Source organism: Bacillus sp. RE35 (genome assembly GCF_052146655.1).
GTDB lineage: Bacteria > Bacillota > Bacilli > Bacillales > Bacillaceae_G > Bacillus_A > Bacillus_A cereus.
In genome coordinates this window covers 1,030,722-1,045,578 of the sequence record NZ_CP197377.1, presented here as the reverse complement: position 1 = coordinate 1,045,578, position 14,857 = coordinate 1,030,722, and the positions used below count along the sequence as shown (strand labels likewise).

Below are 14,857 nucleotides of genomic sequence, written 5' to 3'. Positions count from 1 at the left end.
AAAACACCAGCCTAAAAAAAGGACAGGTGCTTTTCCTCAAAAACACTCAATTATAAATTTTTCCCAGCAGTCCAACCACCATCAATTACAAAATTAGAACCAGTAATAAAGCGGGCCTGATCAGAAATCAAGTACTCAATACATGAAACAATATCCTGCGGCAACCCCCAAGTATCTAAAGATTGATTACTTTTTATCATAGACATCAAGGCTTTATTACTAAAGTATTCTTCTGTAAGTTCGGTTCTAATAACACCGGGAGAAATGCTATTTACCCTTATATTTTGCTTCCCAAATTCCATAGCCATCTGTTTAGTCAATCCGATTAAAGCATGCTTTGATGCAACATAAGCAGCTCGCTCTGGTTCAGCCATTAATCCAGAAACCGATGCTATATTCACAATACAACCTTTTATTTTCGATTCACACCATCGCTTAGCTACTTCCCTAGAAAGGATAAATGGGGCTACTAAATTTACATCAATTACTTTTTTAAACATATCATCGGATAAATGTAAAACAGGTGTTATCTCTCGAATACCAGCTGCATTTATTAATATATCAGGAGAAAGCTTTTCTAAATCTAATTGAGTAAAAAGATTATGAATCGCTTCGCTATTACTTAAATCAATTTGCACTACTTTCAAAGGCATATCTGTTTTCATATAATCTATTAAATTATTATTATGAATATCAAGCGCTATTACATAAAATGATTTTTCTAAAAAGTATTTTATACAAGCATGACCTATACCGCTATTGGCTCCAGAAATCATAATTATTTTATTCTCTCTCATTTTGTCTCCTTATAAGAAAATGTTACTAATAAAATATCACGAAAAGCCTCCGTACTACATTCTGTTCCAAGTGGCGTTACGGCATGGAAGACCTTTTGTCCAAATACTAAAGTTTCTAAAGGCTCCTTCAAACTTATAAACTGATTAATTTCTCGAGGAGAATTAGCTATTAAATTATCTCCACCAATAGCTGTATTACTTAAATTCATAAGGTGTAAAAATACTACTGGTTCATCATCTTTATGTAACCAAATAGGTGAACTAAAAGATGGTCTTTCTTTAGTAGCTTTATATCTTACTTGATGTAAACCTATAATTAAGTCTTTACTTGTATCTATTATATTTGTTTTAAATGCAAATTCAGTATCGAAACGCACGATATTCTGAATTAAAGGATTGCATAAAAAGCTATCATTTATGCTATTGAACTGTCTAACTTTCCCGCCATCGTCATAGTTATATTCTTTAGATTGGAAGTAATCATTACTATTATCTAAAATATAATCTGGTGAATCAACATACTTTATATACCTTGAATAAGATCTAGCACGGCATTCACCGTACGCATCATCTTCCAAATTATAATAATCTAACTGTGCTTGTGTTAATAAACGATGATTCTCTTCCTCTTGTAAAAAGATTTCATTTGAGATTTCAAGGAATCCTTTAGATTCAAATTCATGTACCTTTTCTTCTATGCTAAACCCATTCATTTTACTAAGAACAAACGTCATTATAAAAACCTCCACACTATTGTATTTTTCTATCTCACCCTATGTTAGAAATGCAATAAGTAACCGAGATTCTTGCTTAATAAAATTTAAAATTATGATATTCAATTAATACACCAAATGAAATATATGTAATTCATTAAAATTATTTATTAAGCAATATTATATATCCTTTTGGGTATTTTTTCTAATTATCTGAAGATTTATCAACATTAGTCTTAATATTCGAAATTAAAGAAATGGATTTTTCAGAAAGATAAAACTGCGCGTATTGCAATTATTTATGTATATAACTTTTTTAAAAATTATATTTTAAATATAGCTAGTTTTTTATAAATTTTTTGATATAATTACATACGGGAAAAGGGAAGAATTTTGTCTTCCCTTGTGTTTTTATTTGCATCTAGTACTTTTGCTAGATGCTTTTTTTTATGCTAAAAAAGGTATCCTCAAATACTTTGAGGATACCTTTTCACCTTTATTATCTCTGCTGTTTTCTACCTAATACGAGTAACCCAAAACTCATCATTACAAGAAGTGCTCCCATATATGGTTCCACAGGCATTTTCTGCCCTGTCTTCGGTAATTCTTTTTCAGGTTTCTCTGGATTCGGTGTCCCTGGCTTTTCTGGATCTGGTGTTCCAGGTTTTTCTGGATCTGGTGTTCCAGGTTTTTCTGGATTCGGTGTTCCAGGTTTCTCCGGATCCGGTGTTCCAGGCTTTTCTGGATCTGGTGTTCCAGGTTTTTCTGGATCTGGTGTTCCAGGCTTTTCTGGATCTGGTGTTTCTGGACCTGGTGGTGCTAAATGATTCAATTTGTTTAATACTTCTAATTGAACTGCATTTATCATTCCATTTGTAATTTCAAATGGAATTGGATTAGTTAATTTTTCATATCCCTTTGGTGCTTCTACTTCTACTAGTGTGTAGTTACCTACAGATAGATCTGTGATTTTTGCCTTGCCATCTTTATCTGTTGTTACTTTCACTACTACTTTTCCCTTTTCATCATGAACTTCAAACACAGCTCCTGATAAGACTTCCTTGCTTTCAGCGGCCATTTTTGTAATCTCCACTGAACCTTTGTCTAACTGTTCGTTCTCTACTTTCAATGATAAGACTTTTGTCATACCTTTTGTAATTTCGAATGATACTGGTTCCGTTAACTTTTTGTAACCTGGTAAGCTCTTCGTCTCTACTAATTTGTATTTTCCTACTGATAGATCTGAAACGTTTGCTTTTCCTTCTTTATCCGTCGTTACTTTCACAACTACTTTGCCTTTTGAGTCACGTACTTCAAATACAACATTTTCTAATGGTGCTTTACTGTCTTTATCTATTTTTGTGATTTCTACATTCCCCGTATCTACCATTTCATTTTCTACAGTGAACGCTAAAGATTTTGTCATACCTTTTGTAATTTCAAATGGTACAGGCTTTTCTAATTTTTTGTAGCCTGGTAAACTCTCTACTTCTACTAGCTTGTACTTTCCTACTGATAAATCTGAAACTGTTGCTTTTCCAGCTTTATCTGTCGTTAATTTCGTTACTACCTTGCCTTTGTCGTCTTGTACTTCAAAGACTACACCTGCTAACGGTGCCTTATTATCTTTATCTATTTTTGTAATTTCTACATTTCCCGTATCTACCATTTCATTTTCTATTTTTAATGATAGAACTTCTGTCATACCTTTTGTAATTTCAAACGATACTGGTTCTGTTAATTGTTTGTAACCTGGTAAGCTTTCTTTCTCTACTAATTTGTACTTTCCTACAGATAAGTCTGAGATTTTTACTTTACCATTTTTATCTGTTTGTACTTCTGTTACTACTTTTCCTTTGTCGTCTTGTACTTCGAAGACTACGCCTTCTAATACTTTTTGACTATCTTTATCTACTTTTGTGATTTCTACTGAACCTTTGTCTAACTGTTCATTCTCTACTTTTAATGATAAGACTTCTGTCATACCCTTTTTAATTTCGAATGATACTGGCTCTGTTAGCTTTTTGTAGCCTGGTAAGCTTTCTTTCTCTACTAATTTGTACTTTCCTACAGATAAGTCTGAGATTTTTGCTTTACCATTTTTATCTGTTTTTACTTCTGTTACTACTTTTCCTTTGTCGTCTTGTACTTCGAAGACTACGCCTTCTAATACTTTTTGACTATCTTTATCTACTTTTGTAATTTCTACTGAGCCTTTATCTACTAATTCATTCTCTACTTTTAGTGATAAAACTTCTGTCATACCTTTTTTGATTTCGAATGATACTGGTTTCACTAGTTTTTTATATCCTGGTAAGCTTTCTACCTCTACTAGCTTATATTTTCCTACTGGTAAATCTGAAATTGTTGCTTGTCCTTCTTTATCTGTCGTTACTTTTGTTACTACTTTGCCTTTTTCATCTTGCACTTCGAATGTTACGCCCGCTAATACTGCGCCACTTTCTTTGTCCACTTTTGTAATCTCTACTGAACCTTTATCTAACTGTTCGTTCTCTACTTTCAATGATAAAACTTTCGTCATACCTTTTTTGATCTCGAATGATACTGGTTCTGTTAATTGTTTGTAGCCTGGTAAGCTTTCTTTCTCTACTAATTTGTACTTTCCTACAGATAAGTCTGAGATTTTTGCTTTACCATTTTTATCTGTTTGTACTTCTGTTACTACTTTTCCTTGCTCATCTTGTACTTCGAAGACTACGCCTTCTAATACTTTTTGACTATCTTTATCTACTTTTGTAATTTCTACTGAACCTTTGTCTAACTGTTCATTCTCTACTTTTAATGATAAGACTTCTATCATACCCTTTTTAATTTCGAATGATACTGGCTCTGTTAGCTTTTTGTAGCCTGGTAAGCTTTCTACTTCTACTAGTTTGTAATTCCCTACAGATAGATCTGAAATTTTCGCTTTTCCTTCTTTATCTGTTGTTACTTTTGTTACTACTTTGCCTTGCTCATCTTGCACTTCGAATGTTACACCTTTTAATAACGCGCCACTTTCTTTGTCCACTTTTGTAATTTCTACTGAACCTTTATCTACTAGCTCATTCTCTACTTTTAGTGATAAAACTTCTGTCATACCTTTTTTGATTTCGAATGATACTGGTTTCACTAGTTTTTTATATCCTGGTAAGCTTTCTACCTCTACTAGCTTATATTTTCCTACTGGTAAATCTGAAATTGTTGCTTGTCCTTCTTTATCTGTCGTTACTTTTGTTACTACTTTGCCTTTTTCATCTTGCACTTCGAATGTTACGCCCGCTAATACTGCGCCACTTTCTTTGTCCACTTTTGTAATCTCTACTGAACCTTTATCTAACTGTTCGTTCTCTACTTTCAATGATAAAACTTTCGTCATACCTTTTTTGATCTCGAATGATACTGGTTCTGTTAATTGTTTGTAGCCTGGTAAGCTTTCTTTCTCTACTAATTTGTACTTTCCTACAGATAAGTCTGAGATTTTTGCTTTACCATTTTTATCTGTTTGTACTTCTGTTACTACTTTGCCTTTGTCGTCTTGTACTTCGAAGACTACGCCTTCTAATACTTTTTGACTATCTTTATCTACTTTTGTGATTTCTACTGAACCTTTGTCTAACTGTTCATTCTCTACTTTTAATGATAAGACTTCTGTCATACCCTTTTTAATTTCGAATGATACTGGCTCTGTTAATTGTTTGTAACCTGGTAAGCTTTCTTTCTCTACTAATTTGTACTTTCCTACAGATAAGTCTGAGATTTTTGCTTTACCATTTTTATCTGTTTGTACTTCTGTTACTACTTTGCCTTGCTCATCTTGTACTTCGAAGACTACGCCTTCTAATACTTTTTGACTATCTTTATCTACTTTTGTTACTTCCACATTTCCCTTGTCTAACATTTCGTTTTCTACTGTTAAAGCAAGAGATTTTGTCATACCTTTTTCAATTTGGAAAGTAATCGGATCTACTAATTGTTTATATCCTTTTGGTGCTTTTACTTCTACTAACTTGTATGTGCCGACTGATAAATTAGTAACTTGTGCTTGTCCTTTTTTATCTGTCGTTATTTTAGCGACTACTTGTCCTGCTTCATCTTGAATTTCAAAGACTGCATCAGCTAAAGCATCTTTATTTTCTTTATCTACTTTTGTAATTTCTACATTTCCTGTATCCACTAATTCATTTTCTACAGTCAATTGTAATGCTGTTACTCTACCCTTTTCAATTTCGAATGAAATTGGCTTTTCTAGTGGTTTGTATCCTGCCGGTGTTTCTACTTCTACCAACTCATACTTTCCAATAGATAAATCTGAAACGTTTGCTTTTCCTTCTTTATCCGTTTTTACTTTCGCAACTACTTTTCCTTTTGAATCACGTACTTCAAATACAACATTTTCTAATGGAGCTTTACTATCTTTATCTATTTTTGTTATCTCTACATTCCCTGTATCCACCATTTCATTTTCTACTTTTAATGATAGAACCTCAGTCATGCCTTTTTTAATTTCAAATGATACTGGTTTTTCTAACTTTTTATAACCAGGTAAACTTTCTACCTCTACTAATTCATACTTTCCTACAGGTAAATCTGAAACATTTGCTTTTCCTTCTTTATCTGTCGTTACTTTCGTAACTTCCTTACCCTTTTCATCTTGTACGATGAATGTTACTCCCGCTAACGGTGCTTTATTATCTTTATCTATCTTTGTTATCTCTATATTTCCCGTATCTACCATTTCATTTTCTATTTTTAATGATAAGATCTCGGTCATACCTTTTGTAATTTCAAACGATACTGGCTCTGTTAATTTCTTATAGCCTGGTAAACTTTCTTTCTCTACTAATTTGTACTTTCCTACTGATAGATCTGAGATTTTTGCTTTACCATCTTTATCTGTTTTTACTTCCTTTACTACTGTTCCAGCTTCATCTTGCACTTCAAAGACTACGCCTTTTAATGCTTTTTTGCTGTCTTTATCTATTTTTGTAATTTCTACTGAACCTTTATCTAACTGTTCATTTTCTACTTTCAACGATAGGACTGTTGTCATACCTTTTGTAATTTCGAATGATACTGAATCTGTTAGCTTTTTGTAGCCTGGTAAACTTTTCGTCTCTACTAATTTGTACTTCCCTACTGATAAATCAGAGATTTTTGCTTTACCATCTTTATCTGTTTTTACTTCTGTTACTACTTTGCCTTGCTCATCTTGCACTTCGAAGACTACGCCTTCTAATACTTTTTGACTATCTTTATCTATTTTTGTAATTTCTACTGAGCCTTTGTCTAACTGCTCATTTTCTACTTTTATTGCTAAAGCTTTTGTCATACCTTTTTTTATTTCAAATGGTACTGGTTCTGTTAGCTTTTTATAACCTGGTAAGCTTTTTGTCTCTACTAATTTGTACTTTCCTACTGATAGATCTGAAACGTTTGCTTTTCCATCTTTATCTGTTACTACTTTTCTTACTACTTCATCTTTCTCATCTTGGACTTCAAATTCGACACCCGCTAATACTGCTCCGTTTTCTTTGTCCACTTTTGTAATTTCTATATTACCTTTGTCTACCATTGCATTTTCCACTTGTATTGGGAATATGCCGTCCCCTGTTACATTTACTTCGAACTCTGCTTCTTTTAATTGGTAGCCTTCAGGCGCTTTCGTTTCTTTTAAAATATATTTCCCTGGTGCTAACGGTTTAGAGATTGCCTTACCATCTTTATCTGTAACAATATGTTCGACTACTACACCGTCTTTTACTATATCAAACTCTGCATTTGCTAATGGTTTCTCACCATTTTCCGAATCAATTTTCTTTACTTCAATTTGACCCTTTTGCATAGTATTTTTAATTTCAATTGTTTTTGTTTCTCCAGCTTGAAGTGTAACCTCTACTGGACTTGTTAATTTTTGATATCCTTCTGGTGCTACTGTTTCATATACTTTATACGTCCCAGGAGCTAAAGGTTGAGGTACTGAAAAACCTTTTTCGTCCGTTTTCAGTTTTGCAACAACTTCATTTGCACTATTTCGGACTTCAAATTCGGCACCTTTTAACCCTTTGTTCGGATTCTCAGAATCTATTTTATGAAGCGATACTGTACCATCTTTTGGAGCTTCAGGCGGCGTAATAGTTACTTCTTTTGATGTTAATGTTTTATCATCAAAATGTAATTCCGCTTTATTAGGAATCTTCTTATCTACGTAAGAAGATAAGTCTGCATCATTTTTAATTTTCGCCTTGATACTAAGATTAATTATCTGGTCTTCATACGACTTATAGTCAAAACTCTCACCAAACGTAAATGTTACTTCACTTCTTTGTTTATCTATATTTAACGTTCCTTTAGAAGTAATATCTTGGCCATTTTGATCATACACTTTTGCCTCTAATACTTCTAAAACATCTTCTAAATCATCACGAATTACCATAGATGTGTATTTAGGAGGATCGTTCGGTATATGTGTACCAACTTGGTATTGAATCACTTGATCCATTTTTGTTAACTGCTCATTCTCTACAAGCTTGCCATTCTCATCAACTATATTTTTTTCAATGCTAGGTGGATTATTGTCACCTGAACCGGATCCTCCCCCACCACTTACAAATACTTGTCCTACTTTTTCTTCAGTTTTAATATTTTTACCTTCTAATTTCACAGTATTTTTATGAGGCTTCGCAGCAGGATTTGTAACCTTTGTTTTATATCTTAAAATATAGCCTTTTGAACTGTCTGGAAACTCAATTGTAAATCCAGCCTTTGTTGCATTAATTTTAATGTTAGATAAATCTGCTGGCTTAATATTTGTTGGTGCATAACCATCTTCAAATACAGCCTCTTCTAATACTACGCTGTCTGTAATTAACTCATGCCCAGGTCCTAATGTATCTGTTAATTTAAGATCTTGCATTTCTGTTCCAGTTGCATTTACATATACAAGCCAATCAGCAATCGAAGGATCTTCTTGATTATAAGAACCCCATTTCAATAGATTATCTGTATTGGGCTGTGGCTTCGGTCTCTCTGTCGTATTACTTACATTTACTTCTTTATTGACGATTTGACCATCAACGTTAAATTCTAATGGAATTTCTTTAACACCATCATATGCTTCTAGACCAAAGTAGAATTCTACGAATAAAGAACCTTTAATGTTATTCTTTCCTTCTACGTAATCACCCATAGTACACGTTAATAGACCCTTTTTCATCTCACATGTACCAACTGTTTTTCCTTCAGCATCTTTTAAAGGAAAACTCATATTCATAAGGTCTTTTCGAAACTCTTTTGGCATATCAATTGTGAATTGATCTCCACTTTTTATTTTTTCTTTAGCTGACCACTTCACTTCTACTTTCATACCATCTGAGGCTTGATACGGTTCAGATGTCGTGCCATCAGTACGGGAAATATTAATTTCGTCCACTGGACTTTTCATCACAGCAGCTTGAATAACTGGAGCCCACACATTCAGCACTGAAAATAATACTAGAAAAACTAATGAAACCATTGAAATATGTCTTTTAGTACTTTTCATTTGCATAGTTCCCTCCTATTTTTTATATTTATATAACAAAAAAAGACCGTCCGGTTGCATCAAAAATGTGCAACCAGACGATCTTAGTAACCAATATGTATTACCGTAGACTCTAAGCTTTGCGGCCTATCCTTTCGAATAGTGTGCTAAAAATATCTTTTATTCTTTTTTTGTTTCATTTTCCTCTTAAACCAAATATTACTATACCGTCTGGACGGTTATAATTCAATACTCTATAAAATTGTTCTATTTTTCTAATAAAAAAAACAATTCACCACTACATTAAAGAAGCAATGGTGAATTGTTTTCGCATTATATAGTTCGTATATTCTATTTATATGAATTACTAATAAGAGCTTGAATCACTTTTTCTCTTAACTCGGGGCTTAGTCTGCCAACCCCTAAATATTCCGAATACCATAATCCATCTGCTGCTAATCTAATAATTGTTGCACAAACTGAATCTATCTCATCGTTTTCTATATTCTTTTGCAGTTGCTGAAATGATTGTTGTAATGGCTCAAGTAATTCAGGTTTTAACATGAATGCTGCCATCATACTACTAGACAACTCTTCTGTTCTTCTCTCATTATTTAATCTTTCCTCTACAAAAGAGCGAACCCATCTCCCTTTCCTCTCTGAGTCTTCCGCTACTTTATTGTAAATGGCTCCCTCATAATCCTCTACCCCTCTGACTATCATACCTTCTATTAAAGCTTCTTTATTTGAAAAGTGATACAATAATCCACCTTTACTTACACCCGCCTCTTTTGCCACTGCTTCTAAGGTTAATTTAGCAACCCCTTTACATTGCACAATTTGAGAAGCGGCCGCCAAAATCTTTTGCCGCGTTATGCTTATACTCATTCCTTTTTAAAACCCCATTTCTACTAAATTTATATAAATACGAATCTTATTTTTAATATTGTTGATTACTACTAAGTATTTTCTTTATACAACAAAAGCTTCATTACCTTTGAATTTTTAGTTACTTATTCTATTAAAAATTTCCATATCATTCAATATGATAACATTAAACACACAAAGCTGACTATACATCTATACTTTTGTATTTATTGAAAATATATCCATTAATAAAATTTACCAATTTAGTCCTTCTTATTACTTTATAAGACGGCAGTAATTCTTTCAGCACTAAATAAAAAATGTTATTACTCCCATTGAATTGAGTAATAACATTTTACTTAACAAATTCGCTGCCAACTAGCATCCTTCACATCTTCACTAGTCGGTTTTCTAACTAATCCAACAAAACATTCCTCGCAAGCACCAAATGCAATAAAATTTTTCTGTGCTTGTCTTAACGAGACTTCATTTGCACCGCCTTCAAAGTCAGGATCGTTAAACTGTACCTCATCATCTTCCCAGTAACATATATTACAAATTTCATATGTACCTGGTGGTTCTTCTTCTATTGTTCTATACCCGCAGCACGGACATGTATATTTCATTCTGTTACTCCATTATTCATTTCTTTTTTCTCCCATATATTCCGGCCCATAAAGAATGTAACAGCGCAAATCATAGTTATTACCATGAAGGTAGTATTAGAATCCTCATATGTAGTTGGAATTCCAACCGTTACAGAAACAATACTAAAAGCTAAAAGTAAATATAATAATAAAGATAGAATATAGCTTAGTCTAAATCGTAAAATGATACCTCTAAACAATAGCTCACCAAGTAGACAGCCACCTAAAATAATAGGTACTCCGAAATACAATGTAAGGACTCCCATTTGCGCAGTAGATTGAATTATCTTTCCAATTATGTTCGGCGAAACCAGCTCACTATTGTTTCCCATCCTATCATATAAATCAAGTGCTGTTGCTGAAATAAAGAAACTTAATATAGAAAATGAATACGGTATTAAAAATTTGCTCACTCTCATTCACCTCGCTTGTTTCTTTACATATATTATTCATTATTTTCGCATAAAAAAATAGCCCGTCTTCCGCGAAAGGCGAGCCGTTCCACTTAATTCTCACTTAACTTCTTCTTATACCAATCCTGCATTCTCTCCGCATCTTCTACTCTCGTATGCTCTATTTTGTAACTAGATGATGCACTCGAAAACTTATACGTACATAAATCCGCACGGCGCTGGAAATATGATTGTGTCTTCTCCATTGATTGGACGTGTCTTCTTCTAATAAGTCCTGTATATTTTCCGACGCTACGATAGACAAGTGTAATTTGTTCTCCGTTAACACTGTAACCATTTGTTTTAAATGTTGCGTATCCAAGTGTAAAGATAAGGATTGCGAGCGGTAGTAATGCCCACATGATGTAATACTTTTCAAAGTATATGCCTATTCCAGTAAGCGGGATTGCGAGCATAGCGAAAAAGATGAAACTATCAATGAGATAGCGGCGCAATGCTGCTTTTGGTAACGAAGTAATATTTGCATTCAGTTCGTATGGTAATTGTAAATGGGCGAGTAACTGTTGTACTCGATCTTTTCGAATGATTGGGTGCAGTGTAACCTTTTCTTTTTCGTCACCCATTCCTTTACTTTGAATGACTTCTACTTGCACAGCACAATAACCGAATGGTTGGCGTAAAATACTTTCTTTTATCGTAATACCTTGAATACGATGCAATTTTAGTACGAGCTCTTTTTTCTCAAGTAATCCTTGCGAAATGCGAACTTCGTCATTTCTTCGATTCACTGTGAAATCGCCATGTTTTAACGCGTAACCGATTGTAGATATAATCCAAGAAAGAACGAGTAACATGGCTACCATGAAAATCCAGCCATATATATCATGTTCCATTACATACGACTTTACGCCATTCTCTATCCATTTCGGAATGTACTCATCTACTTGGTGATAGACGAAAAAGATTAAAGAGAATAATAGTCCAAATTGACCAGATGTAACAGATGCTAATAAAATCTCTTTCCAAGTTAATTTATATTCTGTCGTTTGTTTTTCCTCTGTAACAATTGCTTTTTCTACTACATTTTCTGCTGCTTCGTCTAACGTTTTTTCTGCTTTCACTTCTGGAGTTGGCTCATTTAGCAAAGTAATAAGCTCCGCCGCTTCTTCTGCCGTAATTCCAGCTAAGCTAACTTCTGCTTCATCGCCCCCGCCAGCTGTTTCAATCTGAATTTTTTTCAAACCGAGCATTTGATATAGTACGTTAGAACTTGTATTAATCGTTTGAACACGTTCTTTATTTAAGTAGCTCTCCTTTTTCACAAAGAGACCTTGTTTCACATGTAATACGTTATTTTCAACCCAGTATGTTGTGTAATACCATTTTTCAAACGCTGAAAAAACGGTGAGTAAACCAAATGCAGCGGGAATTAAATACCAAAACGGGAACTTTCCGTTTAAGCTAAACATGAAAATAATGAGTGGTATAAAGTCTGTTATTTTTAACTCTAATAACATCGTGATTGGATGCTGCCTTTTATACATCCTCATCACTCACTTTCGCTAATTCTGCTATTTTCGTTTTCAACATTTCAGCTTCATACATCGTTAAACCTGGGATGCTATGAGAAGTTGCTGCTGTTGAAATGTGTAATTCTGCTAAGCCATATTTTCTCATAATTGGTCCTTGTTCAATCGTTACGTGCTGTACACGAATCATCGGCACTAATACACGCTTAACAACGAAAAGGCCATGCTGAATTTCAAGTTCTTCTTCATTTAGTTGGTAGCTGTAATAACGTTGACGTAGTTTCGGAAACGTAAAGTAATCAAACGGTGTATATACGATTGTTAATCCGATGAGCACATAGAAAATCCAAGCCCACCAATTAAACTTAATCATAAAGAAAAGATATGCAAAAATGACTATAATACTGATTCCTAGCTCAATTAAAGAACGCGCTTTCCACACCTTGACCATGTCAGGGTGAATTTCATTTTTCAATGAATCCATGTAACCACTCCAAATCTAGTAATCTAATATATGAATACTCTTAATCTACATTTTACATAACTTTACAGAAAATTGAAATTTAATCTTCTTTCTTCTCAGGAATAAAATATCCGAACCAAAGTAACCAAATGAAACCGATTAACTTCATCCAACTTCCATCCGCTTGAAAAGCTTCAATCATACCTGGTATTTTATAAATCCCAATAAATCCAAGAAAACCGAGCCACCAGTTTTTTTGCATTTTCATCTTTACTCCTCCTTCATGACGTTTTTCACATTTCGAATCCAAATTTCTTTATACTTTAAATGGAATCCCATGAGCATATAGTTGCTCATATTATCGATCACAAGCGCTAGCGTATGAGCATTTTCTTCCGTTTCATGTTGTGACACAACGCCCAGTCTCGCGCCTTTCTTCAATAAATCGTGGAAACCATGCAAAAAATCCTCTTGTATTTCAAATAAACGTTTCTGATACTTTTCATTTCGTGATGCAGTTACGATAAATTCATTGATAACGCGTAGTATTCCTTCTTGCCCTTCATACTCAGAGAGCATATGTAAACCATCTGCGATTAGCTTTTCTGCAAAGTTTTCTTTCGTATACCGCTCTTCATTAAAGTACTTTGTAAAATGATAATCAGAAAAAATCTCTTCAAATAAAAAATCAACTAACGCTTCTTTAGAAGAAAAATGATAGTAAATAGCCGGTTTTGAAATACCTACCTCTTTCGCAATCATGGAAAGACTCATCTTCTCAATGCCGTGTTCTGCCATAAGTTTAAATGATGCCTCTACAATGTTCTGCGATGTTTGTAAATTCTTCGTCATACTGTACCTCACTTATTTTTACTTACCGGTCGGTAAGTAAATTATAAAACAAAACGAAATGATTTTCAATTTAGTTAGCACTACAGAAGGTATTTATTGGAAAATACAGAAAGTTATAAAGTAAAAGCAACATATAACAATAAGGAGGATATCATATGGGACTTGGTGGTAATGGCGGTAGTGGTGGTAATGGCGGCGGTGAAGCGGGACAAGCTGGTAAGAGCGGATTTTCATTAATCATTGTACTTTTTATCGTATTGATTATAGCTGGAATTAGCTATATCGGACTTAGCTTCTAAGAAAAGGCGTCCTACATTACATATGTAGGACGCCTTGTTTTTAATCTCTATTCAGCAATCGCATACGATAACAATTCATCGTCACTTCTCCAAGCCTTTGCAGTAATTGATAGTTCGCATATGCGCCGACCGGGGCGCCGATTACCGGGACGAGCTGAAGCATTTTTGCTAAATCGATATAGTCTCGGTATTCTGTTTGGAACTTTTCCCAGTCCATATGATTTTCTTTTTCTGTATCCCACGTTTCGATTGCTTTCCATATTTCTTTTCTGTGATCGTCACTTGAAAAGGCAAGTTGGAAAACATGAAGGATAAAAAGACGCTCTTCTTGTTTACTCGTATCAAATCCGTACAATGTCGCTGCATCGAATAAAAATTTAATTTTAATTGTAAGTAAAAGCGGAAAGTCAGCAAGACCGAGGAGAATACCACCAGCTCCAGTCCCTGCTCCTTCTGCCGCTGCTATTTTTTTGTACTCATCCATTTTTTTACGAACTTCATCGTCACGTCTTTGCAGTGACCATGTCGTCTCTTTTAGCTTCGGCTTTATAAAGTTTGACCCGGCGCTAATCGTTTGCACCATCATACGAATCGTCTCTGTTAGTACCTTTTGTACTTTCGCCGGAATGAGCTGTTGCACCTTCGTCTGCACTTTTTTGGAGAACCGTGTCATCATAGAAGAATCTTTCATGAATGTAGCTTTCCACTGCTCCAATTCTTTTATAACCTTCTCTTCGTATGTAATCATAGGTTCA

Annotated in this window: 12 protein-coding genes and 1 riboswitch; of the genes, 1 reads left to right on the top strand and 11 read right to left on the bottom strand. The window is 34.1% G+C overall.

The genetic code is table 11. From position 1 onward, the window contains the following. Positions 1 to 50: 50 nt before the first annotated feature. The 10 genes from ACTL4X_RS05490 to ACTL4X_RS05445 all read right to left on the bottom strand — a co-directional run bounded on the left by ACTL4X_RS05490 (position 51) and on the right by ACTL4X_RS05445 (position 13,803). The gene (locus ACTL4X_RS05490; RefSeq protein ID WP_001208947.1) at positions 51 to 797 is read right to left on the bottom strand and encodes an SDR family NAD(P)-dependent oxidoreductase; all 747 of its coding nucleotides are present in this window, start codon (positions 795 to 797) and stop codon (positions 51 to 53) included. Continuing rightward, the gene (locus tag ACTL4X_RS05485) at positions 794 to 1,531 is read right to left on the bottom strand and encodes a 2OG-Fe dioxygenase family protein (protein ID WP_000144813.1); all 738 of its coding nucleotides are present in this window, start codon (positions 1,529 to 1,531) and stop codon (positions 794 to 796) included. The genes ACTL4X_RS05490 and ACTL4X_RS05485 overlap by 4 nt, the downstream gene beginning before the upstream one ends. A 478-nt stretch (positions 1,532 to 2,009) precedes the next feature. Continuing rightward, positions 2,010 to 9,059, bottom strand: a complete 7,050-nt coding sequence (locus tag ACTL4X_RS05480; RefSeq protein WP_441395009.1) for a SpaA isopeptide-forming pilin-related protein — start codon at positions 9,057 to 9,059, stop codon at positions 2,010 to 2,012. A 59-nt stretch (positions 9,060 to 9,118) separates the two neighbouring features. Beyond that, a riboswitch (cyclic di-GMP riboswitch) is annotated at positions 9,119 to 9,211 on the bottom strand. Between the two features lie 172 nt (positions 9,212 to 9,383). Next, entirely contained in the window at positions 9,384 to 9,920 is a 537-nt protein-coding gene (locus ACTL4X_RS05475) for a TetR/AcrR family transcriptional regulator (RefSeq protein ID WP_000028022.1), read from the bottom strand. Between the two features lie 338 nt (positions 9,921 to 10,258). Further along, complete coding sequence (locus ACTL4X_RS05470) at positions 10,259 to 10,525, bottom strand: CPCC family cysteine-rich protein (RefSeq protein ID WP_000877836.1); 267 nt, start codon at positions 10,523 to 10,525, stop codon at positions 10,259 to 10,261. Further along, the gene (locus tag ACTL4X_RS05465) at positions 10,522 to 10,965 is read right to left on the bottom strand and encodes a hypothetical protein (protein WP_002025431.1); all 444 of its coding nucleotides are present in this window, start codon (positions 10,963 to 10,965) and stop codon (positions 10,522 to 10,524) included. The genes ACTL4X_RS05470 and ACTL4X_RS05465 overlap by 4 nt, the downstream gene beginning before the upstream one ends. An 86-nt stretch (positions 10,966 to 11,051) precedes the next feature. Further along, complete coding sequence (locus ACTL4X_RS05460; RefSeq protein WP_074553954.1) at positions 11,052 to 12,503, bottom strand: PH domain-containing protein; 1,452 nt, start codon at positions 12,501 to 12,503, stop codon at positions 11,052 to 11,054. Further along, positions 12,496 to 12,972 carry a PH domain-containing protein gene (locus ACTL4X_RS05455; protein WP_000377670.1) on the bottom strand — a complete coding sequence of 159 codons (477 nt, stop codon included), beginning with the start codon at positions 12,970 to 12,972 and terminating at the stop codon, positions 12,496 to 12,498. The genes ACTL4X_RS05460 and ACTL4X_RS05455 overlap by 8 nt, the downstream gene beginning before the upstream one ends. Positions 12,973 to 13,051: 79 nt before the next feature. Next, a complete protein-coding gene (locus ACTL4X_RS05450; protein WP_000783808.1) occupies positions 13,052 to 13,219 on the bottom strand; it encodes a hypothetical protein in 168 nt (55 codons plus the stop codon). Positions 13,220 to 13,221: 2 nt separating this feature from the next. Further along, positions 13,222 to 13,803, bottom strand: a complete 582-nt coding sequence (locus ACTL4X_RS05445) for a TetR/AcrR family transcriptional regulator (RefSeq protein ID WP_000164837.1) — start codon at positions 13,801 to 13,803, stop codon at positions 13,222 to 13,224. Between the two features lie 155 nt (positions 13,804 to 13,958). Here ACTL4X_RS05445 and ACTL4X_RS05440 point away from each other — a divergent pair, with 155 nt between their 5' ends. Then, a complete protein-coding gene (locus tag ACTL4X_RS05440) occupies positions 13,959 to 14,102 on the top strand; it encodes a YjcZ family sporulation protein (protein WP_000522758.1) in 144 nt (47 codons plus the stop codon). 40 nt (positions 14,103 to 14,142) lie between these two features. On the opposite strand, the gene ecsC is transcribed toward ACTL4X_RS05440, so the two are convergent. Beyond that, on the bottom strand, positions 14,143 to 14,850 hold the full coding sequence (ecsC, locus tag ACTL4X_RS05435; RefSeq protein WP_000634142.1) for an ecs operon protein EcsC: 708 nt from the start codon (positions 14,848 to 14,850) through the stop codon (positions 14,143 to 14,145). Between the last annotated feature and the right edge of the window lie 7 nt (positions 14,851 to 14,857).

Coding starts and splice junctions, on each gene's coding strand:
- ACTL4X_RS05480 (WP_441395009.1), bottom strand. CDS start 9,059: ATGCAAATGAAAAGTACTAAAAGACATATTTCAATGGTTTCATTAGTT.
- ACTL4X_RS05475 (WP_000028022.1), bottom strand. CDS start 9,920: ATGAGTATAAGCATAACGCGGCAAAAGATTTTGGCGGCCGCTTCTCAA.
- ACTL4X_RS05440 (WP_000522758.1), top strand. CDS start 13,959: ATGGGACTTGGTGGTAATGGCGGTAGTGGTGGTAATGGCGGCGGTGAA.
- ACTL4X_RS05485 (WP_000144813.1), bottom strand. CDS start 1,531: ATGACGTTTGTTCTTAGTAAAATGAATGGGTTTAGCATAGAAGAAAAG.
- ACTL4X_RS05490 (WP_001208947.1), bottom strand. CDS start 797: ATGAGAGAGAATAAAATAATTATGATTTCTGGAGCCAATAGCGGTATA.
- ACTL4X_RS05450 (WP_000783808.1), bottom strand. CDS start 13,219: ATGAAAATGCAAAAAAACTGGTGGCTCGGTTTTCTTGGATTTATTGGG.
- ACTL4X_RS05460 (WP_074553954.1), bottom strand. CDS start 12,503: ATGTATAAAAGGCAGCATCCAATCACGATGTTATTAGAGTTAAAAATA.
- ACTL4X_RS05455 (WP_000377670.1), bottom strand. CDS start 12,972: ATGGATTCATTGAAAAATGAAATTCACCCTGACATGGTCAAGGTGTGG.
- ACTL4X_RS05445 (WP_000164837.1), bottom strand. CDS start 13,803: ATGACGAAGAATTTACAAACATCGCAGAACATTGTAGAGGCATCATTT.
- ACTL4X_RS05470 (WP_000877836.1), bottom strand. CDS start 10,525: ATGAAATATACATGTCCGTGCTGCGGGTATAGAACAATAGAAGAAGAA.
- ecsC (WP_000634142.1), bottom strand. CDS start 14,850: ATGATTACATACGAAGAGAAGGTTATAAAAGAATTGGAGCAGTGGAAA.
- ACTL4X_RS05465 (WP_002025431.1), bottom strand. CDS start 10,965: ATGAGAGTGAGCAAATTTTTAATACCGTATTCATTTTCTATATTAAGT.